The following is a 22339-nucleotide window of genomic DNA, read 5'->3' on the forward strand; positions in this document are numbered from 1 at the left end:
TCGCTCTTTTGAAGCGAGCGATGTGCGATTTTCTTTAGGAGACATTCAATGCAAATTTAATTTGTTATAAAGCGTATTTTTTTATGTAATCGAAAGCCAACAGTTTCTTTTTATATCTGGCATTAGCCCATTATTTAGATACCGTAAATTGATTAAAAGGTGTCTTTGTTAAAAGTGCATAAAATGTTTTTCCATTATTGTTGGTTATGTCAATGAATGGTTGTAAACAGGGCTCTATGATGAAAGTAAATAAAAGAAAGGGGGAGAAAAAGAATGGATATTCAATCAACCTTTGAAACGTTGGATAAGAAATTCACAAGATTTGGCGGTTTAGAAAAAGGGGGAATTACGCGGCTGTTATACTCTCCTGAATGGATTGATGCAGTTCGCGAACTGGAAGCAACATTCAAGGAAGAAGGTTTAGAAGTAAGCTTTGATGATGTTGGGAACTTATCTGGTCGTCTTGTTGGAAGTAAATATTCTGAAGAAACTATTTTAACAGGATCACATATCGACACAGTTGTTGAAGGCGGTCATCTAGATGGACAATTCGGTATCTTATCTGCACTGGTTGCTGTGAAATATTTAAAAGAAAAATATGGTCAACCATTACGAACAATAGAAGTATTATCGCTCGCAGAAGAAGAAGGAAGCCGATTTCCATATACATTTTGGGGAAGTAAAAACTTTTTTAACCTAGCCAAAAAAGAGGATGTTGACACAATAGAAGATGCTGAAGGAATTAAATTCGAAGATGCTATGCATGAATCCGGTTTTGATTACCGTAAAACAGATGATGTTCGTGACGATATTAAAGCATTTATTGAAGTACATATTGAACAAGGGAAAGTATTAGAGACGGAAAATAAAGCGATTGGTGTTGTAACTGGGATTGTCGGTCAAAAACGTTACTCAGTTAACTTGAAAGGTGAAGCAAACCACGCTGGCACAACACCGATGTCATTACGAAGAGATACAGTTGTTGCATATAGTGAGATTGTAACAGACTTAACGAAACGAGCTAGAGAAATTGGGGAGCCTCTTGTATTAACGTTTGGACATGTCACTCCTGTTCCAAACACGGTAAATGTCGTCCCTGGAGAAATTACCTTTTCGATAGACTGTCGTCATATTGATCAACAACTATTAAATGATTTTGCGAGAGAAATTGAAGATAAAGTTAAAGCGGTGGCAGAAGCAAACAGCATGGCTTATGACATTAATTTATGGATGGATGAAGCACCGTCATTGATGGATAAAGAAATCATTCAAATAATTGAACAAGCAGCTAAGGATAATGTGGGGGACAGCTATAAATTGATGCCATCTGGTGCAGGTCATGATGCACAAATTTTTGCGGATTTTGTCCCTACAGCAATGTTGTTTGTACCTTCTATTGGCGGAATCAGCCACAATACCAATGAAGAAACGAAGATAGAAGACCTTGTGAAGGGGATTGAAGTATTGAAAGATGTATTGTTTGAACTAGCTTATAAGGAATAATAATGAAAAGGAGCCAGATACTCATGAGTTACTTAAATCATAATCAAGGATACAGAGAAGGTTTATTAGAAACACGTTCAGTAATAAAAAAGGATAATTATGCGGTAATTACACCCGATGGCTTGGTTAATAATGTTGTACCTGGCTTTGAAGATTGTGATGTAACCATTTTAGGATCCCCGCGTTTAGGTGCAAGGTTTGTAGATTATTTGGTAACAGTTAAAAACAAGGGCGGAAACAAAACCGGTTTTGCCGGTGATGGTATCCAATCATTTGTGTACGTTGAATATGGTAAAATCAACGCTTTTGCGGATGGTAAAAAATATGAATTGGCAAAAGGCGGATTCTTATATGTACCTCCACACTTACAATTGACGTTTGATAATCATAATAATGGTGAGGACAGCCGTTTGTTTTTATACAAAAAGCGTTATCAGCCGCTTAAAGGACATACGCCAGAAATTGTTACAGGTAATGTGAATAACATCAAACAAGAACCCTATGAAGGGATGAAAGAAGTATTAATTCAAGATTTACTGCCAAAAGAAATCGCATATGACATGAACATTCATATTCTTTCATTTAAGCCGGGTGCTTCGCATGGTTACATTGAAACGCACGTTCAAGAACATGGTGCTTATATATTAAGTGGACGAGGTGTTTACAACTTAGACAACGAGTGGATGCCAGTTGACAAAGGTGACTATATTTTTATGGGAGCTTATACGCCGCAAGCAACCTATGCAATTGGTTTAGATGAACCATTCTCGTATATTTATTCAAAGGATGCGAATAGAGATATTAATCTATAAAGAGGGGCAATTTTAATGAGTGAACCATTAGTGTATGTAGAAAGTAATCGTCTCCGGCAGCTAATGAAAGATAAATTAGTGAAAGCAGGCTTACCTGAAGAACATGCGGATAAAACAGCTGACTTACTCATCTTTGCAGATGAACGAGGTGTTCACTCACATGGTGCAGTGAGAATGCAATACTACTCCGAACGTACATTAAAGGGTGGATATAACCTGAACCCCGACTTAAGCTTCGTAAAAACGGGTCCAGCATCAGGGATTTACCATGGAGATAATGCGTTAGGACATTATGTGAGTTATCAAGCAATGAAAAAGGCAATCGAATTAGCAAAAACATCAGGTATCGGTGTTGTCGGTGTAAAAGAAATGGGACACAGTGGTGCGATTGGTTATTATGCACGTCAAGCAGCATTAGAAGGTATGGTGGCATTAACAGTATGTCAATCTGATCCCATGGTTGTGCCATTTGGCGGTACCGAACCGTACTTTGGCACCAACCCAATTGCTTTTAGTGCGCCTCGAAAAGATGGCAGTCCAATACTGTTTGATATGGCAACAACGGTACAAGCCTGGGGGAAAATCTTAGATGCAAGAAGTAAAAACAAATCTATTCCAGACTCATGGGCAGTTGATAAAAATGGAGCACCAACAACAGACCCGTTTAAGGTAAATGCATTATTACCAATGGCTGGGCCTAAAGGATACGGGTTAATGATGATGGTGGATATTTTATCGGGGAGTTTACTCGGCTTGCCATTTGGCAAGCATGTCACTTCCATGTATAAAGATTTATCAGAGTACCGTCGCTTAGGGCAGCTTCATCTCGTGATCAATCCTGAATACTTTGGCGGGAAGGAGCAATTCCTGGAAAAAATATCTCAAATGGTTGAAGAATTACATGATAACCCGCCTGCTGAAGGATTTGACAAAGTGTATTATCCCGGTGAAATTCAAATAGATGTGATGAAACAGTATAAAAAAACAGGTATCCCAGTTACAAAGGAAATTTTAGATTATTTAGAGTCAGACAACATTTACTAATTATGTAATGGAAGGGGGGAGGATCAGATGCGAGTATTTAAGCAGGAGCTGTTTCATTTAATCAAACAGAAGCTAATCAAAGCTGGATTAAATGAAGGAGCCGCACACGATGTTTCAGATGTATTGACATTCGCCGATCATAGAGGGATCCATTCCCATGGAGCAGTACGTGTGGAATACTATGCCGAACGAATCGCAAAAGGCGGTATTACAGCAAACCCAAACTACACATTTGAACAAACAGGACCTGCATCCGCTGTCTTTAGCGGAGATAATGGTCCAGGTCACCAAGCAGCAAAACAAGCGATGGAAAAAGCAATCGAAATGGCAAAAAATTCAGGTGTGGCTGTTGTAGGCATGAAGAATATTTCGCATAGTGGTGCATTGGGTTACTTTGTTGAAATGGCAGCAGAACAGGACATGGTTGCTTTAAGTATGTGCCAATCAGATCCAATGGTCGTACCGTTTGGAGGAACAGAACCATACTTTGGCACCAATCCGATTGCTTATAGTGTACCATCGGCTGATGAACGCATAATCACATTTGATATGGCGACAACTGTTCAGGCATGGGGAAAAGTATTGGATGCCAGAAGTAAAAATGAATCGATCCCGGAAACATGGGCAGTAGATGCAGCCGGTGCACCAACAACGAATGCAAGAGATGTTCATGCACTTGTGCCAATTGCTGGTCCAAAAGGTTATGGATTGATGATGATGGTGGATATTTTATCGGGCAGTCTTCTTGGAGTACCTCATGGCGTACATGTATCCTCCATGTATCAAGATCTGACAAAAGGCCGCGATTTAGGGCAAATTCATATTGTTATCAATCCCGCATACTTCACAGATTTAACTGCTTTTAAACAACAGATTTCGACGATGCTCGATGAATTAAAAGCACAACCGGCAGCTGAAGGCTATGGAGAAATTTATTATCCGGGTGAGCGCGGTAAATTAAGAAGTGCCAAATATGATAAAGAAGGAATTGAAATTGTAGACGATATTTATAACTACCTCGTTTCAGGCGATGTTCATTACAATCGCTATCATGGAAAGAATAGATTTGCAGAATAACAAAATGGAGGATCATTATGTTATACACAATTATAAAAGAAAACACCTATCAAGATTCTATCGTGTTAATGCTTTTATCAAACAAGTTATCTGCAATAGATGGTGTAAACAAAGTATCGATCATGATGGGAACACCAGCTAACAAAGATATTTTTAAATCTTCGGGTTTAGGCACAGATGAATTGGAAAAAGCAAATCCAAATGACATTGTTATCGTTATAGATACAAATCAAGAAGAAAAAGTAGCGGCAGTGAAAGAAGAAGTAGAAGCAGCTTTAAAAGGTGATGCCGCTTCACAAGACGCATCTAAAGGCCAAGAAGCACATAACTGGAAGCGCGCAATGGAGCTTGCGAACAACCCTAATTTGGCATTGATCTCCATTCCTGGTCAGTATGCAGCAATGGAAGCGGAAAATGCATTGAATGAAGGGTTACATGTATTTGTATTCAGCGACAATGTATCTAAAGAAGATGAGGTTAAGTTGAAACAAAAGGCGCATGAAAAAGGATTATTAGTAATGGGACCAGACTGCGGGACCGGAATTATCCATGGCGTGCCACTTGCATTTACAAATATCGTGAATGAAGGAGATATTGGCGTTGTGGGTGCATCAGGTACAGGGATTCAGGAAGTGACAAGCATCATTGACCGTTATGGTAAAGGTGTAACAAACGCAATTGGTACAGGTGGTCGGGATTTATCGACAGAGGTTGGTGCTATCACGGTTTTAGATAGTATCAAAGCATTGAACCAAGATCCAAAAGTAAAAGTGATTACAGTAATTTCTAAACCGCCTGCAGAGGAAGTGCAGCAAAAAGTATTAAACGTATTAAGAAATATTGAAAAACCGGTTGTTACGTTATTTTTAGGAGATCAACCAACTTATCAGGAAGAAAATATTTATCATGCGTATACACTTGAAGAAGCAGCGGTTGTATCTGTTCAATTATCCAATGGTGACAAACCGAATTTTAAACCGACATTGGCTGAAGATGTAAATGTGTCGTTAAAAGATTCACAAGTTGGTATTAAAGGTTATTACTCAGGTGGTACTTTGGCATCTGAAGCAGCTATGTTATTGAAAGAGGCATTTAAAGAGGAAGTACTTGAAGAGAAGAAAGAAGCCTATATCCTAAAAACAAAACATCATGAAATTATTGACTTAGGCGATGATATTTATACCCAAGGGAAGCCGCACCCGATGATTGATCCTGAAAAGCGTATCGAAATGCTTGAAACATCGGGAAACGATCCTGAAACAGCAGTCATCATGATTGATAACGTTATTGGCTATGGCAGTCATGATGATATGGCAAGTGAATTAGCACCAGCCATTAAACGTATGTTAGCCAATGCACATCAGGGAGGCCGCGAACTTGCAGTTCTTGTAACAGTTGTAGGTACAACTAAAGATCCTCAAGGTTATGAAAAGCAAATTGAAACCTTAAAAGAAAGTGGTGCAATCATTTGTGAGACAAACGACCAAATGGTTCGTACCGCGATTAAACTGGCACGAGGAAAAGTGGAACAGCCAGTCCTTGATATACAAAAATTTGAACATACCCAAGAAGACTTAACAGTAGACGAAAAAATTGTGTCCTTAATTAACAAGAAGCCAAGTGTCATCAATATTGGGCTGAAAAGTTTTACAGCAGCTGTTCAGAACAGCGGATCAGAGTGTGTTCAATTTAACTGGCGGCCAATTGCTGGCGGTGATGAAAAGTTAATGAAAGTACTTCAATTTCTAAACTACTATGAAGGAGAGACAATCTAATGGGGTACAAAACAATAAATGAAGCGAACGAAGCTGTTATCCAGAAGATCATAGCAGCTGAACCATTCTTAACGGATGTTGTACCTGCCAAGTCTGTGATTCCTGAATTGGAAGATTACGTGTTATTACATGCCGGGCCTCCAATTAAATATGAAAATATGACAGATCCTATGCAAGGCTCTTGTGTTGGAGCGATTCTTTTTGAAGGATGGGCAGAAGATGAAGAGGGAGCGCGTGAACTGCTTGAAAACAATAAGATTACATTTATTCCATGTCATCATGTGAATGCAGTTGGACCAATGGGAGGCATTACATCACCTAATATGCCGGTTCTTGTTGTGGTGAACAAAGAGAGCGGCAACGAGGCGTACTGTCAAATGAACGAAGGCATCGGTGCAGTATTACGCTTCGGTGCTTATCATGAGCAGGTAATCAATCGCCTGCACTGGATGAAAGATGTGTTGGGTCCGGTGTTAAGTAAGGCATTAAGAAAAATTGATGGAGGCTTAAATGTTAATGTATTGATGGCTAAAGCTATAGCAATGGGGGATGAATTTCACCAGCGCAATATTGCAGCGTCATTGGTGTTTTTAAAAGAAGTTGCTCCAATAATTGCAGCATTAGATGATGTTGAAAACGAACAAAGAACAGAAGTGATCCAATTTTTAGCTGATACAGACCAATTTTTCTTAAACATTGCCATGGCGACAGGAAAAGCAATGATGGATGCAGCGCGTACAATCAAACATGGTACAGTCGTTACCGCAATGTGCCGAAACGGTGAAAACTTTGGCATCCGTATTGCAGGTATGGGAGATGAGTGGTTTACAGCACCTGTTCATACACCACAAGGGTTATATTTTACCGGCTACTCAGCGGAAGATGCAAACACAGATATCGGAGATTCAGCGATTACAGAAACAATCGGTGTTGGCGGTGTAGCAATGATTGCTGCCCCTGCAGTAACACGTTTTGTTGGAACAGGCGGATTTAATGATGCGCTTGAAACAAGCAATCAAATGGCTGAGATCTGTGTTGGAGAAAATCCGAACTTTGTGATTCCGACGTGGGACTTCAAAGGTGCGTGTTTAGGTATTGATGCACGTAAAGTTGTTGAAACAGGCATCACGCCGGTAATCAACACAGGCATTGCACATAAAATTGCCGGATATGGGCAAATTGGTGCTGGTACAGTTCATCCTCCAATCGAATGTTTTGAGAAAGCAATCACAGCATATGCTGAAAAACTGGGTTTTCAAGGATGATTTTACAGGCAAGTGCGATTGGTTCAATCGCACTTCAGCTATTAATTGAGGGAAAAACATTTACTGTGCACAGCATTTTTGAAAAAGGTATAAATATTGTTGATCAGAATGATGAATTGATATTTATCGGCACAAATGAAAATGGGACCTTTCCATTTGGAATTTTGCTTGGTTCACAAACGAAGCAAACATTAAAAGCAGGTCTTGAGGTGAGAGATTCATTACACGTTCGCAATAACCATCTTTCCCATAACTGCTTTAAACTCAATTTTAATGCCAAAATACTTCCGTTATATACGGATTTTAAACATGCAAACATCAATAAATTAAAAGAAAACATGCAACAGATTTCATTTAAATCGTATGAATCTACTGATTTTGAATCAGTTCATGTGTCGGACTTGATAAATAAATTACACGATCCAACTGAAAATTTAGAAGAGGAGTTTCGTTACTTTATCGGACGAGGCCAAGGTTTAACCCCAACAGGTGACGATATACTGGTCGGTATATTATATGGACATTTCATCAACTCTTTTATCGCACAAAACCACCTCGAAACATTGGGGAATCTCATTAGAAAACCCTTAACAACCCTTGTTAGCACGCGCTTTTTAACTTGTGCTTTAGAAGGTTTATTTAGTTCGAAAATTACAAGATTACAACATGATCCATCTTTGAAAAGTATGAAAAGCCTTATAAAAGTAGGTTCTTCTTCTGGGATGGATACTTTATACGGAATTTATATGGCTTTAACAAAGGAGTGAAAGAAATGGGGAAAAGAGTAGTACTGGCACTAGGAGGTAATGCAATTTTACAGCCAAAACAAGAAGCAACTTATGCCAATCAACTCAAAAATGTAATCTCTGCAACACGTCATATGATTGAAATCAAAGAAGCAGGACATAAAATTGTGATTACACATGGCAATGGTCCGCAAGTGGGGAATATTATTGCTCAAAACGAAGCTGCCAAAAATGTCGTTGAACCACTGCCAATCTATGCTTGTAATGCAGAATCACAGGGATTCATTGGTTATATGCTGGAAAAAGCTTTGAAAAACCATATGAAAGAACGGGGCATTGCTGCGAATGTAGCTACATTTCTAACCATGGTCGAAGTGGACAAGGATGACAAAGCATTTGAAAAACCAACGAAACCAATAGGAGTATTTTATTCAGAGGAAGAGGCGAAGCAATTAGAAGAGAAAGGGTTTACGATGTCAGAAGATGCAGGGCGAGGCTACAGACGAGTTGTGCCTTCCCCGGAACCGAAAGTGATCCATGGAATAGAAGAGATTCGGCGTTTAATTGATGAAACGATTGTTATCTCCTCTGGCGGCGGCGGTATACCTGTATATCGTGATGAGAGCGGTCTATTACACGGTCTTGAAGCAGTTATAGACAAAGATCGTTCAGGATTAAAGCTTGCACAACAAGTAAATGCTGACGTTTTCATGATGTTGACAGACGTACCAAATGTATTTATCAATTTTGGCAAAGAAAATGAGCAAAAACTAAGCCGAATTACTGTAGAAGAAGCTGAACAATATGTGGCAGAAGGGCAATTTCCTGCTGGCAGTATGCTGCCAAAGATCCAAGCGGCTATAGAATTTGCAAAGTCAGGTAAAGAGGCAATGATTTGTTCATTGGATCAAGCGGTAGCTGCGCTAGATGGAAAAGCGGGGACACGCATAACAAAATAAGACAATCCGTGTTGTTCATAAGGAGGATAAAAAGCCAAAATTCCTCCTTTTTTCAGATATGACCACAGACAGATTTCGAAAAGATACAATCTATGAAGTCTAAATCGAAAGTCAAAGGAAGAGTAGAAAATAAGGATCATTTAAAAGTTGAAGGAGGAAGTTTGATGACAAAAGAGACGGGATCAGTTGAAGGTAAAGGAAAACAACCACTGATTCCCTATTGGGTTAAAGTTATTATCGTATTTTTCTTCGGTTGGGTAGCTCTTTATGCAACGCGAACAATATTAAACCCGATTATGGGGAATATTGAATCAGCGTTTTCATTAAGCAAGGCACAACTTGGCTTAATTATGAGTATATTTTTCATCGGTTATGCAGGTATGAACGTTCCTGCAGGAATATTAGGAGATAAAATTGGAAAAAAACGAGTGTTGGTTCCAGGTGTTATTCTATTTGGATCGCTAGCAGCAGTTGCAGGAATGATGCCTACATTTTTTCTATTTATCTCTGCATGGCTTATGGTTGGTATGGCTCAGGGGGTATATTATGGGCCGCAATATGGAATATCATCCGAAATGATCCCGAAGAACCGTTTAACATTAGGTAGTGCTGTAATTAATGCAGGGATGGCTTTCGGTACTTCAATTGGCTATTATATCTCCAGTTATGTTGTAGGAGAATGGGGATTCGGATGGAGAATTCCATTTTTTATCATCGGAGTGCCGGTTGTACTTATTGGTATTGCAATGGCAATTGTAATTAAAGACAAGCCCAAAAATGATAAAGAGGTTAAAGGCACCGCTGAACCGTTTAAGTTTTCATCTTTATTTAATAGAAACTTAATTTTGGCTTATATTATTATTTTCTGCTCTATTTACGGATTCTTTATGATTATTACTTGGTTGCCATACTATTTAGAAACAGCACGCGGTTTAACCGGAGGAAATATCGCCTTTGTTGCATCACTTGTTCCATGGGCCGCGATTCCAGGTTCATTATTTTTTAGTTGGCTGTCAGATAAGCTAGGCCGGCGTAAACCAGTATTGCTCATGATGTTACCGTTTGGTATTTTATCAACAGCTGCAATTGTTTACTTTGATAGCTTACCAATTCTGTATATGACACTAATTGTGTATGGAATTGTAGGGAAAATTAGCGTTAATCCCGTTTTAATTGCGGTTGTAGCTAATAATGCACCAAAGCAATCATTAAGTACAGCATTTGGATTCTACAACTTTGTTGGAATGTTAGGTTCCATTTTAGCTCCGTATATTACGGGCTGGCTTACAGACGCTACAGGAAGTATGAATATAGGATTTTATTTTGCAGCAGCTCTGTTAGTCATCGCATTGATTGCAACATATTTAATAGATGAAAGTAATTTGCCCTCTGTTGATAAAGCAGCTAAAGATCATTAGTCAGTAAAAGCTTATGACTTTTTCACTGTAATTGTGATTCAAGCAGCATAACAAAGGCGACAGCCAGACTGATAGATGCAAATAATAAACAATTCGGGATCGCGGTATTAAAATTCGGCTGCTTCTGCAAAACAGCATGGGCTAAAATGACGCGACAAAGCAGCGCGCTCAGGCTTGGAGGCAAATGCATATGTGAAAAGAAACAAGACGGGAAAGAACTGAGCGGCAGCTCAGCTGGAGGAAACGGAAAAGTGCTCCCGGGTCAGACATCCTGTTATACACCGATGGTTTATGTTCTCGATCCGCGTTCTTCATATGCGATGAGGAAATATTATCATTCATCAAGCGAAACCCTCGCTTATGCCTAGATAAGTTCGTATTTATATTAAAGCAATGAAAGCACCCTTTCAGCAAGGGTGCTTTTTGCTGTCTTATCAGTCCCGGTTTCTCATTTCTTGAAGAGTCATTTGACCTAATGAAGGGGTAGAAATAGCGGGGGATTCAAAAAAACTGTGCAAAATGAACTATTACTATTAATTTATATAAGGGGAAAAATATAGTATGATAAGAAATGAATAAAATACAAAAAAATTGAATATCGGCAGAAAGGAGCTCCATATGAACAAAATCGCCGCGGAAGAAGTCGCCAACATGCTCAATACATGGTACCGCGCCATTAGAAGAAGCGATGCTGAACAGTCGATCAGGCTGTTTGAACAAATCAAACCGCTGCTGGCAGACATGGAGGAAGATCAGGAAGTTTTGATCTACTATTCCCTGCTGGAACTGCGGCATAAAATTATGCTCTACGATTCGAGAGGCAAAAAGATAGAGCAGCACGACGTATCGGCCGGCGACAGTGCTGCATCACATATGACATCCTATTACTACTACCTGTTTTCAGGAGCTTATGAAGTGTATAAAAAAAATTATGAGCAGGCAATCAGCTTCTATAAAATTGCCGAGAAGAAGCTTGCTCATGTACATGATGAAATTGAAGTTGCCCAATTTCACGATAAAGTCGGAAAGCTCTACTATTACTTGGGCCAGAATATCGTCTCTTTAAACCATACCCGGCAGGCGATGGAAATTTTCAAAGGACATGGCGACCATGACATGAACCTTGTCTCAACTTATATTACAATGGCCGGAAATTATACCGAGATGGGGAAATATACAGAGGCGGAAGAATATTTAACAGAAGCAATCCATACTGTCAGAAAAGCCGGCGACCATTTTAAAGAAATGCAGCTCCTTCATAATTTTGCCTTGCTTTATGCGGCGATGGACAAATCGGACAAGAGCATTCAATTTTTGGACATCGTTTTGAATGATCATGCATATGCTGCATCGGATTATTATTTCAATGTCGTGTTTTTAATGATCAAAGAGCTGTTTAAAACCGGAGACTATGAACGCGCCGCAGCCTTTTACAAAGAAGGGAAGGAAAGGTCGCAATCTGCGGCGAATGAAATATTTGACGCTAAAATCGATCTTTTATATGCGGCTTATGCTGGATGTGGTGAACAGGCGGTTAAAGACTGCAAAGACAACATAGAAATCCTCTTTCAAGCAAAGCAATACGACAGTGCCAGAGAACTTTCTCTCTTAACGGCCAATGTTTACAGATCAAAGTCTCTTTATAAAGAGGCCGCACATTTCTTTTTGGAAGCGATTAAAGCGGAAGAAAAAATGAAAAAAGTGGAGGGAATGTGATGAAAAAACTGTTCATTGTTGCTGCGATTGCTGCCGTCGTATGTTCGGGATGGTTTGCGGCAGAAACTCATTCGCCATCCGGCGACATGCAGATTGCTGAAAAGATGGTTGGTTAAAACGAATACCCGGAACAAATATTGAACAACCGCTCCTGAGCTAAGGGGCGGGTTTTTTTGTAGAGAAATCTAATTTTTTAAAATATTGAAAACGTTTACTTCATTTGTTAAGATGTCTTTAGTAAAGTTTAGTGAATATGGATCTTAAAGACAGGGCGGGATGAAAATGGCGACGATTAAAGAAATTGCGCTTCAGGCTAAAGTATCAAGCACAACGGTTTCAAGGGTTTTGAACCATGATCAGTCATTAGCGGTGGCCCCTGAAACAAGGCAGCGGATTTTGGATATTGCAGACCGGCTCGGCTATAAAAACACGCGCAGACGCCGCGACGTATATGTCTCAGAAAGCGGGGAAAGCCCGCGAATCGGCATTGTTGTCTGCCAATCACAGGAAGAAGAGCTGAACGATCCATACTTTTATTCCATCAGGCAGGGAATTGAAAGCGAGTGTTTTGATAGAGGAGCGTTTATTACGAAGTTTATTCAGCTGAGCAGCATCCGCTCAAATCAGCTTGCAGGCGATGTCGACGGCTTAATCGTCATCGGAAGGATCGATTTTGCCGGCTTGCAGCAGTGCATGGGGGCGCTCAACAACGTCGTGTACATCAACCATACAGACAATGAAGAATTGCGCGACTCGGTTGTCGTCGATTTTGAGAAGGCGACGGGGAGGGCGCTGAACCATTTGAAATCGCTCGGCTATACAAGGCTCGGTTATATCGGCGGAAGAGAAAAAGAGCACTTTCGAATCAGCGATCAGGAGACAAACGTCATTGAAATTGAAGACAAACGGCTGACTGCGTTTCTGGAGACGGCCGGTTCGGAAAACGCGAAGCATATTTATGTCGGCGAGTATTCGATGCAGCAAGGCTATGAGCTGATGAAAAAAGCGATTCTTGAGAAAAACGTTCCCGAAGCTTTTTTTATCGCCAGCGATTCGATGGCCATCGGCGCGCTCCGGGCTCTTCGAGAATCGGGACTCAAGGTTCCCGAAGATGTTGCCATCGTCAGCTTCAACGGCATTGAAGCGTCCGAATTTGCTAATCCGCCATTGACTACCGTAAAGGTTCATACAGAAGAGATGGGCCGGACGGGTGTGAAACTGCTGCTCGACAGAATGAAAGGACGGGAACTCCCGCTGAAAGTGACCGTACCTTCAGAACTGATGATTCGGGAAAGCTGCGGATTCAGCAAGCGGGGCTAATAGTAAGGATCAGGCGCTTTTCAAGGAGGTGAGGCAAATAGGTTTACTAAATGACAGTAAATAATGAAAGTGCATTTTACCCACCGTCAAAATTTCATAATTGGAGTGAAATTGATGAAAAAAATCATTTTCTCTTTTATTCTCCTGATCATTTTGCCTGCACTAGCAGCGGGCTGCTCGGGAAAGAATGCCGGAAAGAACGGAGACGTCACACTCACAATGTTTTCGACAATGACAAAAGACAGTGAAAAACAGACGCTCAGAAGCATCGCAGATGATTTTGAAAAAGAAAATGAAGGCATCAAAATCGATATCAGCTTTCCCGGACCGGACTATGAAAATATGCTGCGTGTCAAAATGGCGGCAAATGACATGCCTGACTTGTTCGATACGCACGGCTGGGCGAAGATCCGCTACGGGGAATACACCGCAGATTTAAAAGACATGGAATGGGTGAAGCATCTCGACCCAAACCTCGATCCGATTTTGAAGGATGAAAAAGGCAAAGTATATGCCTATCCTTTCAATCAGGCAAAAGACGGGATCGTCTATAATGCCGGTTTGTTGCAGAAATACGGTCTCAAGCCTCCACACACGTTGGATGAACTGATGCACGCGCTGGAAACGATCAAAGAAAAAAGCAATGGGAATGTCATTCCTTTTTGGTTCGCAGGTTCAGATAAAGGCGCTTTAGCTCAGTTTTATGATCAGTTTGCCACCCCGCTTCTCATCACAGATGATCGCCGCAATGAAAAAAAAGCTTTGGAAAACGGCACATTCAACTGGTCCGGCTACACACTTCTCGCAGAAACCTTTAAAGAAATGCAGGAAAAGCAATTGATCAATAAAGATATCCTAACGGCAAAACCGTCGCAATTGGTCGAATTAATGGCACAAGGAAAAATCGGCTTTACTCTCTCGGTCACATCGATCGGCCCTGATACGAGAGAAGTCAATCCTGATATCCAGTTAGGCGTGATGCCGACGCCAGCCGTTTATGAAGGCGACAAACCGAGCTGGATTGGAGGAGAGCGCCATACCGTTGCTGTCTGGAAAGACTCTGAACACCTCGAAGAAGCAAAGCGGTTTATTCAATTCGCCGCACAGCCCAAATATGCGAAAAAGATCGCCGAAGCCACCTCATTTCCTCAAGCGTTAACCAACACAGAAGCCGAAAACTACTATTCTAAGTTTTATGATCAATATAAAGAAATCGAAATCGAACCGTACTTTGACCGTGTCTACCTCCCGAGCGGAATGTGGGACGTCATGGGGACGACGGGACAGGAACTTTTGGCCGGTACGTTAACGCCGAAGCAGGTATCGGAAAAAATGAAACAGGAGTACAGCAGACTGCAAGATCAATAGAAAGGATCGTTTTCATCATGATGAAAAAAGAAGGGTGAAATGATGAGCGAATTAGCTAAAGGAAAAAGTCTGACTATTACGAAAAGTAAAAGGGGATTTGTGAAGAAAAGCGGATCACTCTGGTGGATGTATCTTCCCGCCTTGGCGCTTGTATCCATTTTTATGATTTATCCGTTTGCCAGCGGCATTAAAATCACGTTTACGAACTGGAACGGTTTTTCACAGTCGTATGACTGGATCGGCTTTGCCCAATATAAACGGATGCTGGCCGACCCTGCCACATGGCTTGTCGTCAGAAACACCCTGCTGTATGGACTGGGCAGTACGATTTTGCAAAATGTCATCGGTCTTCTCTATGCTCTCCTGCTGTTTAAAAGCATCAGAATGAAAGCGCTGACACGTACGGTTGTCTATTTGCCCGTCATCATCAGCCCGCTGATCATGGGGTATATCTGGTATTTCTTCTTCTCCTATGAAGGAGGCGCCTTGAACGATGTGCTGAAATTATTCGGAGCAGCTCCTGTAAACGCTTTGAGCAGCCCGGAAATCAATCCGTGGATCATCGTATTTGTGAATTCGTACCAGTTTGTCGGTATTGCGATGGTCATTTATTTAGCAGGTCTCGGAAGCATTCCGAAAGATTTTTATGAAGCGGCGCAAATTGACGGGGCAAGCGGTTTTCAGCAGTTTTGGAAGATTACGCTGCCGCTGTTGATGCCTTCTGTCACAATCAACATGGTCATCAATATCATCGGCGGACTGAAGCTGTTTGATGTCATTTTAGCGCTGACAGGCGGCGGTCCGGGAAATGCTTCGCAATCGATGTCGACTTTTATGTACGATTTGTATTTTAAAAGGCAGGATGCCGGTTATGCAGCCGCACAGGGGGTTTTCATGGCGGCGTTGATACTGCTGATCAGCTTTACGGCTCTTATTTATTTTAAGCGCAAGGAGGTCGAAGCCTAGATGAATCACCAAGAGAAAAAGAAGCGGGCGCTGTGGACGGCACTGGCGGCATGCATTACCGTTTTTCACCTGATTCCATTTTATATTTTGCTGACGACAGCGCTGAAAGCAAAGGGGGATTTCAGCTCGAAATGGAAGTTCCCTGACGAAATCAGCCTCGGTAATTTCGCAGAAGCATGGGATAAAGCAGGTCTGGCCGGCTCGTTTTTCAATACCGCTGCGATCACTCTTGCTTCGGCGGCTCTGTTGATTATGGTCGGCTCTCTGGCGGCCTATCCCCTCGCCAGACGAAGAACAAAGCTCAATCAAGCCGTATACTTTCTGTTTATCGGCATTATGATCATTCCGCCGCTGACATCAATGGTTCCTTTATACAAAATGGTGGTGGAGTTCGGCATGCTGAATACGCTCGAAATCGCGATATTGAATAATACGGCGGCTTATATGCCCTTGACAATTTTTTTGTATGCCGGATTTATCCGTTCGACGATTCCGAAAGAGCTTGAAGAGGCGGCAAGAATCGACGGGGCGAGCACGGCGGGCATTTTCTTCAGAATTGTCTTTCCTTTATTAAAGCCGGTGACTGCGACGATTTGCATTATTGCCTGCGTATTCATTTGGAACGACTATCAGTTTTCGATCTTTTTCCTTCAAGACAAAAGTGTGCAGACTTTGACTGTGGCGATTGCCGGATTCTTTGGGCAAAATGCGAACAACCTGCACTTGGTGGCTGCAGCTTCACTGATGGCGATGCTGCCGATGACGATTCTATTTTTATTCCTGCAAAAGTATTTTATAAAAGGATTATCAGCAGGAGCGCTAAAAGGTTAGCGGAAATTTCACGGGGAAAGGAAGATATGAATGACTAAAATTGCTTTTATCGGAGCCGGAAGCACGATTTTTGCGAAAAATGTGCTGGGGGACTGCCTGATGGTTCCGGCGGTCAACGGATTTGAATTTGCTTTGTATGATATCGATCCGCAGCGTCTCAAAGAATCTAAAGAAATGCTTGAACATTTAAAAAACCGCTATAACAACATGGTATCGATCCGCGCTTATGACGATAGAAAAGAAGCTTTGGCGGGGGCGAAATATGTGATCAATGCCATTCAGGTCGGCGGCTATAAACCGGGCACAGTCATCGATTTTGAGATCCCGAAAAAGTACGGCCTCAAACAGACGATTGCCGATACAGTCGGAATCGGCGGGATATTCAGGGCGCTGCGGACGATTCCCGTTTTATTGGATATGGCAAAAGACATCGAATGCGCGGCGCCCGACGCCTGGCTCTTAAATTACACAAACCCGATGGCTTCTTTAACCGGTGCGCTGCTTCGCTACACGGACGTGAGAACGGTCGGTCTTTGCCACAGCGTACAAGTATGCACAAAAGACCTTTTCAAATCCCTCGGCATGAAGCATGAACGAATCGAAGAAAGAATCGCCGGTATCAATCATATGGCCTGGCTTCTTGAAGTAAAGCAAGACGGAAAAGACTTGTATCCAGAAATCAAAAAACGGGCAAAAGAAAAGCAGAAAACGAAACATGATGACATGGTCAGATTTGAACTGATGGATAAATTCGGCTACTATGTGACCGAATCATCCGAACATAACGCGGAGTACCACCCTTATTTCATCAAAAGCCATTATCCCGAACTGATTGAAGAGCTGAATATTCCGATTGACGAATATTTGAGAAGGTGCGAGAAGCAGATTCAAAACTGGGAAAAGATGCGCGGCGAAATCGTCGGCAACCGGCATTTAACCCACGAGCGGTCAAACGAATACGGCTCAAGAATCATCGAAGCGATGGAAACCGGACAGCCGTTTACATTCGGGGGAAATGTCTTGAATAAAGGATTGATTCCAAACCTTCCGGAAAAAGCCGTCGTTGAAGTGACGTGCGTCGCTGAACGGAACCTGATCACTCCGTGCGCTGCGGGCGAGCTGCCTGAACAGCTGGCGGCTTTAAACCTGACCAATATCAATACACAGCTGTTAACGATTGAAGCGGCAATAACAAAAAGAAAAGAGCACATTTACCATGCCGCGTTGCTTGATCCGCATACGGCTGCGGAATTATCGATGGATGATATTGTAAGCATGTGCGATGAATTGATCGAAGCACACGGCGACTGGCTGCCGGAATTTGAATGAAAAAATAAAGCCCGAGCGAAGGGATCAGCCTTCAGCTCGGGCTTTTTTCATGCGGGGGTGTGAATATTTTTCCGACTTTTGATGAAGCAATCGGAAGAATGGAGGAAGCATCGCGATCACGAGCACCACCCGCAACACTTGGACGGCGACGACGAACGTAGAGTCGGCGTGAAGCGTGACAGATGTTGTCGCCATTTCCGCGATTCCCCCCGGAGCAAACGCCAATATGGCCGTTGTCAGGGAAATGCCTGCCGCTTTAGCGGTGACGGCGGCGCTTAAAATCATCGCAATGATCAGTCCGACGGAGCTGGCAAGTGCGACGATCAGCGTTTTTCTGACGCCGATAAACATTTCTTTGCTGATTTTTGAACCGATCGTCGCGCCGAGACAAATTTGCGACAGCACTGAAAAGCCGTGGGGCCACCAGGCTGTTGCGCTGAGCCCGGTCATTGAAGCGCCTGCGATTTGCAGAACGGCCGCACCGGTCATGCTTCCGAGCAGCCATGGCGCCGGAAACCGCAGTGCTTTCATCGCTTTGCATACCCCGAATCCGCCCAGCACGATCAGCGCAGTCCATGCGATATGAGGCGCTTCAAAAGCCGATGTTCCCGCGGCGATCACTTGGCTGCCGGCAGTATGGGCGTCAGGCTGCTTCGCATTTATGAAAAAAACGAAAAAAGGAATGGTCATGACGACCAGAAGCACACGTATCATCTGCACGAGACTGACGATTGCCGTGTTCGCTCCCACTTCCTGAGCGATGCCCGGCATCGCGGAAAGCCCGCCGGGGGCCGTTCCCACAAAACTCGTCAGCATATCGGTCTTGCTGAACCTCCATAAGACAAAGCCCGACAGCATGGCGAACACGACGGAAAGGAGGAGCATGACGCCGACAATCAGCCAATTTTCCTTAAAAATCGAAATCACGGACATATTGATTTTCTGGCCGAGCTCAATTCCCAATAGCATTTGGCCGAACTGAAGCCAGCCATGATGGATGCCGTTTTGTCTGACAGCAGCCTTTAACGGTGACGGGCGAAACAGCGACAGACAAGCGGCTGCTGTCATTGTGCCGACCATCCAGCCGATCGTCATGCCGGTCAAAGAGAGAAGAAATCCCCCAAAACTGCTGATTAATATCAATAATATATCCCGAAGGAAATCTCTTTTTTCCCTCAAATGAAAAACCTTCTTCCTGATTACTGCAATCATTTTGTTCACTAAGTAAAGTATTTCTATATATCACTATATAATAATTTTAGTGATTGGTAAAATACAAATTTATTTAAAAGATTAATAAGAAAAACTGATCGTTCATTTTTGAACATAACAGATGGAACATATGAATACATTAAATTAGATTCGATCACAAATAGAGGTGAACCGATATGAAACATTCCAAGGAATCATTCACCAAAGTCAAATCGTATCGTCCGTTTCACAGCGCTTTTGATCCGTGTCCTCCGATCGGTAAAAGATATTACAGAACCCCTCCAAATCTATATCTAGGTTTTCAGCCCCGCGGCCTTCCGCAGTTTTCCCCGATGGAGGCGCTGCAAAAAGGGACGCTTTGGCCCGTATTTTACGATCATTATGAAAATCCGTATGAAGATGGGAGGTAAGGGGGGTGACGAACTCTTTACCGCAAGACTATTATCAAAGGCTCCATGAAATTCAGGCCGTCGATTTTGTCATCGTTGAGCTGATGCTTTACCTTGATACACATCCCGATGATACCGACGCCATCAGACAATACAACCAGTATGCCGGATATTCAAGAAAACTGAAAGCGAAGTTTGAATCAAAATACGGCCCTTTGACGCAAGGGAGCCCGGATCAGACGGAATCCTATTGGAGCTGGAAAAAAAGTCCCTGGCCGTGGCAAGTTTAATAGAGGAAGGGAGTCAGGTTCATGTGGCTTTATGAGAAAAAACTGCAGTATCCTGTTAGGGTGAGAGAATGCAATCCGAGACTTGCCAAATTTTTGATTGAGCAATACGGCGGAGCGGACGGCGAATTGGCTGCGGCGCTTCGCTATTTGAACCAGCGCTACAGCATTCCTGACAAAGTCGTCGGACTGCTGACGGACATCGGTACGGAAGAGTTTGCTCACCTTGAAATGATTGCGACGATGGTATATAAATTAACAAAAGACGCGACACCCGAACAGATGAAGGAAGCCGGGCTCGGCGATCATTATGCAGACCATGACAAAGCCCTGTTTTACCATAACGCTGCCGGCGTTCCGTTCACCGCTACATACATCCAGGCAAAAGGCGATCCGATTGCCGATTTATATGAAGATATAGCGGCTGAAGAAAAAGCGAGGGCTACGTATCAATGGCTGATTGACATGTCGGATGATCCGGATTTAAATGACGGGCTGGCATTTTTACGGGAAAGGGAAATCGTTCATTCACAGCGCTTCCGCGAAGCTGTCGAAATTTTGAAGGAAGAGCGCGACAGTAAAAAAGTATTTTAAACAGCAAAAAGCCGAAAATACGATTGGTATTTTCGGCTTTTTGTTTACTGCACAGGGCTCGCAAGCAGCTCTTCTGCGCGGTCGCGAAGCACATACTTTTGGACTTTTCCGGAAGCGGTCAGCGGGTATTCGTCGATCAGAAATACGTACTCCGGAATTTTGTAATATGAAAGTTGTCCTTTGCAAAAATCTCTGACATCTTCAAGCGTCAGCTTTTTGCCCGGTTTGCATTTAATAAAGGCCGCCGTTTTTTCCCCGTATTTTTCATCAGGAACGCCGACAACCTGTACATCGACAATATCCTCATGTTCATAAAGGAATTCCTCTATTTCACGCGGGTATATGTTTTCACCGCCGCGGACGATCATATCTTTTAAGCGGCCGGTAATCCTCACGTATCCGTCCCGGTCCATTTCGGCCAAATCGCCGGTATGGAGCCAGCCGTCTTCATCAATGACCTTTTTGGTGGCTTCGTCCATTTTATAGTATCCCTTCATGACGAGGTATCCTCTTGTGCACAGTTCGCCTTGCTCGTCCGGGCCGAGCGTTTCCCCCGTGTCAGGATCCACAATTTTCATTTCTACATGCGGATGCACTTTACCGACGGTTTCAACGCGGCGTTCGATCGTGTCGGTGACCGTTGTCTGCGTAATCACGGGTGAAGACTCCGTTTGTCCGTATGCGATTGTGATATCCGTCATATTCATTTGCTTCATCACTTTTTTCATCACTTCTTTAGGACACGGGGAGCCTGCCATGATCCCGGTCCGCAATGAAGATAGGTCATAGTTTGCAAAATCGGGGTGGGTGAGCTCGGCGATAAACATTGTCGGCACACCCTGCAGTCCTGTACATCGCTCTTTTTCGACCGTTTGCAGGACGATGTCCGGTTTGAATTCGATGATCGGCAGCATGGCCGCGCCTGACGCGACACAGGCAAGCGTGCTTAGCACACAGCCGAAGCAGTGAAACAGAGGAACCGGAATGCACAGCCTGTCTTCGCTCGTCAGCCCCATTCTGTCGGCAACGATCGCCGCATTATTGACGATATTGTAGTGAGTCAGCATCACACCTTTTGGAAAGCCTGTTGTTCCCGACGTATACTGCATATTGATCACATCATCGTGTGTGAGTGATTGCTCTCTTTCGAAAAGGTCGGCATCAGAGACCGTTTCGCCCAGTTTGGCGATGTCGGCAAAAGCCGTCATATGTTCAGGGACTTTATTCTTGCCAAGGTAGACGAGATTTTTCAGCTTCGGCAGCTTTTCCGGATTTTTCATGATCTCGTCGACCATATCGATATAGGATGTCCCTTTGTAGCCGTCCATTAGAAAGAGGGTGGTGGAATCGGAATGTTCCAATAAGTACTCAAGTTCTCTCGCCTGATAGCTTGTATTGACGGTGACGAGCACAGCGCCGATTCTTGCCGTCGCAAACTGGAGCAGAATCCATTCCGGTATATTGGATGCCCAGATGGCGACATGCTCTCCTTTTTGAATGCCGAGCGCGAGCAGCCCTTTTGCAATTTTAGAGGTTTCTTCAACAAGCTCCTGATACGAATATCTTAAATCGAGCTCAGAATATACAACCGCTTCATGATTCGGAAACCGGCCGGCGGTTGATTTTAAAAGCCCGCCGATCGTTTGTTTTTTTAATGTAATCATAATGCCTCCTTGCCTCCCGAATAAAAACTGTTTCTATTATAGCACTTTGTTCTAGTACCAGGTA

22 protein-coding genes are annotated in these 22339 nt (G+C 42.9%); 20 read left to right on the forward strand and 2 right to left on the reverse strand.

Annotated elements, in window-relative coordinates; translation table 11 throughout:
* The first annotated feature begins 273 nt into the window (after window positions 1–273).
* From allC to MKZ04_RS01190, 17 genes are all read left to right on the forward strand, one after another.
* Entirely contained in the window at window positions 274–1503 is a 1230-nt protein-coding gene (gene allC, locus MKZ04_RS01110; protein ID WP_020450840.1) for an allantoate deiminase, read from the forward strand.
* A 23-nt stretch (window positions 1504–1526) separates the two neighbouring features.
* A complete protein-coding gene (allE, locus tag MKZ04_RS01115) occupies window positions 1527–2315 on the forward strand; it encodes a (S)-ureidoglycine aminohydrolase (protein ID WP_020450841.1) in 789 nt (262 codons plus the stop codon).
* Window positions 2316–2330: 15 nt separating this feature from the next.
* The gene (allD, locus tag MKZ04_RS01120; protein WP_020450842.1) at window positions 2331–3359 is read left to right on the forward strand and encodes an ureidoglycolate dehydrogenase; all 1029 of its coding nucleotides are present in this window, start codon (window positions 2331–2333) and stop codon (window positions 3357–3359) included.
* 27 nt (window positions 3360–3386) lie between these two features.
* The gene (gene allD / locus MKZ04_RS01125) at window positions 3387–4436 is read left to right on the forward strand and encodes an ureidoglycolate dehydrogenase (protein ID WP_341045080.1); all 1050 of its coding nucleotides are present in this window, start codon (window positions 3387–3389) and stop codon (window positions 4434–4436) included.
* 17 nt (window positions 4437–4453) lie between these two features.
* Window positions 4454–6211 (forward strand): acyl-CoA synthetase FdrA, encoded by a 1758-nt coding sequence (locus tag MKZ04_RS01130; protein ID WP_020450844.1) that lies wholly within the window; start codon window positions 4454–4456, stop codon window positions 6209–6211.
* Entirely contained in the window at window positions 6211–7476 is a 1266-nt protein-coding gene (locus MKZ04_RS01135; RefSeq protein WP_023856588.1) for a YlbE family protein, read from the forward strand. Before MKZ04_RS01130 ends, MKZ04_RS01135 begins: the two co-directional genes overlap by 1 nt.
* Window positions 7473–8243, forward strand: coding sequence for a DUF2877 domain-containing protein (locus tag MKZ04_RS01140; RefSeq protein WP_341045084.1), 771 nt, complete (start codon window positions 7473–7475; stop codon window positions 8241–8243). The genes MKZ04_RS01135 and MKZ04_RS01140 overlap by 4 nt, the downstream gene beginning before the upstream one ends.
* A gap of 5 nt (window positions 8244–8248) precedes the next feature.
* Entirely contained in the window at window positions 8249–9181 is a 933-nt protein-coding gene (arcC, locus tag MKZ04_RS01145; RefSeq protein WP_020450847.1) for a carbamate kinase, read from the forward strand.
* A gap of 164 nt (window positions 9182–9345) precedes the next feature.
* A complete protein-coding gene (locus MKZ04_RS01150) occupies window positions 9346–10599 on the forward strand; it encodes an MFS transporter (protein WP_020450848.1) in 1254 nt (417 codons plus the stop codon).
* Window positions 10600–10670: 71 nt separating this feature from the next.
* Window positions 10671–10967, forward strand: a complete 297-nt coding sequence (locus MKZ04_RS01155; RefSeq protein ID WP_229129168.1) for a DUF2690 domain-containing protein — start codon at window positions 10671–10673, stop codon at window positions 10965–10967.
* Between the two features lie 250 nt (window positions 10968–11217).
* Entirely contained in the window at window positions 11218–12315 is a 1098-nt protein-coding gene (locus MKZ04_RS01160; protein WP_025811723.1) for a Rap family tetratricopeptide repeat protein, read from the forward strand.
* Complete coding sequence (locus MKZ04_RS01165) at window positions 12315–12431, forward strand: hypothetical protein (protein ID WP_020450851.1); 117 nt, start codon at window positions 12315–12317, stop codon at window positions 12429–12431. The genes MKZ04_RS01160 and MKZ04_RS01165 overlap by 1 nt, the downstream gene beginning before the upstream one ends.
* A 166-nt stretch (window positions 12432–12597) precedes the next feature.
* Window positions 12598–13635, forward strand: a complete 1038-nt coding sequence (locus MKZ04_RS01170) for a LacI family DNA-binding transcriptional regulator (RefSeq protein ID WP_020450852.1) — start codon at window positions 12598–12600, stop codon at window positions 13633–13635.
* Window positions 13636–13749: 114 nt separating this feature from the next.
* Window positions 13750–15003, forward strand: a complete 1254-nt coding sequence (locus MKZ04_RS01175) for an ABC transporter substrate-binding protein (protein WP_020450853.1) — start codon at window positions 13750–13752, stop codon at window positions 15001–15003.
* 42 nt (window positions 15004–15045) lie between these two features.
* Window positions 15046–15969, forward strand: a complete 924-nt coding sequence (locus MKZ04_RS01180) for a carbohydrate ABC transporter permease (RefSeq protein WP_025811719.1) — start codon at window positions 15046–15048, stop codon at window positions 15967–15969.
* Window positions 15970–16800, forward strand: coding sequence for a carbohydrate ABC transporter permease (locus tag MKZ04_RS01185; RefSeq protein ID WP_020450855.1), 831 nt, complete (start codon window positions 15970–15972; stop codon window positions 16798–16800).
* A gap of 30 nt (window positions 16801–16830) precedes the next feature.
* On the forward strand, window positions 16831–18129 hold the full coding sequence (locus MKZ04_RS01190) for an alpha-glucosidase/alpha-galactosidase (RefSeq protein WP_326251023.1): 1299 nt from the start codon (window positions 16831–16833) through the stop codon (window positions 18127–18129).
* Between the two features lie 24 nt (window positions 18130–18153).
* On the opposite strand, the gene MKZ04_RS01195 is transcribed toward MKZ04_RS01190, so the two are convergent.
* A complete protein-coding gene (locus tag MKZ04_RS01195) occupies window positions 18154–19308 on the reverse strand; it encodes an AbrB family transcriptional regulator (protein WP_041817178.1) in 1155 nt (384 codons plus the stop codon).
* Between the two features lie 209 nt (window positions 19309–19517).
* Between MKZ04_RS01195 and MKZ04_RS01200 the strand changes: the two genes are divergently transcribed.
* Genes MKZ04_RS01200 through MKZ04_RS01210 form a run of 3 tightly spaced genes read left to right on the forward strand, consistent with a single transcriptional unit; the run spans window position 19518 to window position 20611 of the window.
* Window positions 19518–19751 carry a spore coat associated protein CotJA gene (locus tag MKZ04_RS01200; RefSeq protein ID WP_020450858.1) on the forward strand — a complete coding sequence of 78 codons (234 nt, stop codon included), beginning with the start codon at window positions 19518–19520 and terminating at the stop codon, window positions 19749–19751.
* A gap of 5 nt (window positions 19752–19756) precedes the next feature.
* A complete protein-coding gene (locus tag MKZ04_RS01205) occupies window positions 19757–20020 on the forward strand; it encodes a spore coat protein CotJB (RefSeq protein WP_020450859.1) in 264 nt (87 codons plus the stop codon).
* Window positions 20021–20041: 21 nt separating this feature from the next.
* Window positions 20042–20611, forward strand: a complete 570-nt coding sequence (locus tag MKZ04_RS01210; RefSeq protein WP_023856600.1) for a manganese catalase family protein — start codon at window positions 20042–20044, stop codon at window positions 20609–20611.
* Between the two features lie 44 nt (window positions 20612–20655).
* Here MKZ04_RS01210 and MKZ04_RS01215 read toward each other — a convergent pair whose 3' ends face one another.
* Window positions 20656–22275 (reverse strand): AMP-binding protein, encoded by a 1620-nt coding sequence (locus MKZ04_RS01215; protein WP_020450861.1) that lies wholly within the window; start codon window positions 22273–22275, stop codon window positions 20656–20658.
* Window positions 22276–22339: the final 64 nt, after the last annotated feature.

Source organism: Bacillus sp. FSL W7-1354 (assembly GCF_038002405.1).
In the GTDB taxonomy this organism is placed as follows: Bacteria; Bacillota; Bacilli; order Bacillales; family Bacillaceae; genus Bacillus; species Bacillus paralicheniformis.

Bases quoted from the DNA above. Each gene is read 5' to 3' on its own strand.
- allC (WP_020450840.1), top strand. From the start codon at position 274: ATGGATATTCAATCAACCTTTGAAACGTTGGATAAGAAATTCACAAGA.
- allE (WP_020450841.1), top strand. From the start codon at position 1,527: ATGAGTTACTTAAATCATAATCAAGGATACAGAGAAGGTTTATTAGAA.
- allD (WP_020450842.1), top strand. From the start codon at position 2,331: ATGAGTGAACCATTAGTGTATGTAGAAAGTAATCGTCTCCGGCAGCTA.
- allD (WP_341045080.1), top strand. From the start codon at position 3,387: ATGCGAGTATTTAAGCAGGAGCTGTTTCATTTAATCAAACAGAAGCTA.
- MKZ04_RS01130 (WP_020450844.1), top strand. From the start codon at position 4,454: ATGTTATACACAATTATAAAAGAAAACACCTATCAAGATTCTATCGTG.
- MKZ04_RS01135 (WP_023856588.1), top strand. From the start codon at position 6,211: ATGGGGTACAAAACAATAAATGAAGCGAACGAAGCTGTTATCCAGAAG.
- MKZ04_RS01140 (WP_341045084.1), top strand. From the start codon at position 7,473: ATGATTTTACAGGCAAGTGCGATTGGTTCAATCGCACTTCAGCTATTA.
- arcC (WP_020450847.1), top strand. From the start codon at position 8,249: ATGGGGAAAAGAGTAGTACTGGCACTAGGAGGTAATGCAATTTTACAG.
- MKZ04_RS01150 (WP_020450848.1), top strand. From the start codon at position 9,346: ATGACAAAAGAGACGGGATCAGTTGAAGGTAAAGGAAAACAACCACTG.
- MKZ04_RS01160 (WP_025811723.1), top strand. From the start codon at position 11,218: ATGAACAAAATCGCCGCGGAAGAAGTCGCCAACATGCTCAATACATGG.
- MKZ04_RS01165 (WP_020450851.1), top strand. From the start codon at position 12,315: ATGAAAAAACTGTTCATTGTTGCTGCGATTGCTGCCGTCGTATGTTCG.
- MKZ04_RS01170 (WP_020450852.1), top strand. From the start codon at position 12,598: ATGGCGACGATTAAAGAAATTGCGCTTCAGGCTAAAGTATCAAGCACA.
- MKZ04_RS01175 (WP_020450853.1), top strand. From the start codon at position 13,750: ATGAAAAAAATCATTTTCTCTTTTATTCTCCTGATCATTTTGCCTGCA.
- MKZ04_RS01180 (WP_025811719.1), top strand. From the start codon at position 15,046: ATGAGCGAATTAGCTAAAGGAAAAAGTCTGACTATTACGAAAAGTAAA.
- MKZ04_RS01185 (WP_020450855.1), top strand. From the start codon at position 15,970: ATGAATCACCAAGAGAAAAAGAAGCGGGCGCTGTGGACGGCACTGGCG.
- MKZ04_RS01190 (WP_326251023.1), top strand. From the start codon at position 16,831: ATGACTAAAATTGCTTTTATCGGAGCCGGAAGCACGATTTTTGCGAAA.
- MKZ04_RS01200 (WP_020450858.1), top strand. From the start codon at position 19,518: ATGAAACATTCCAAGGAATCATTCACCAAAGTCAAATCGTATCGTCCG.
- MKZ04_RS01210 (WP_023856600.1), top strand. From the start codon at position 20,042: ATGTGGCTTTATGAGAAAAAACTGCAGTATCCTGTTAGGGTGAGAGAA.
- MKZ04_RS01215 (WP_020450861.1), bottom strand. From the start codon at position 22,275: ATGATTACATTAAAAAAACAAACGATCGGCGGGCTTTTAAAATCAACC.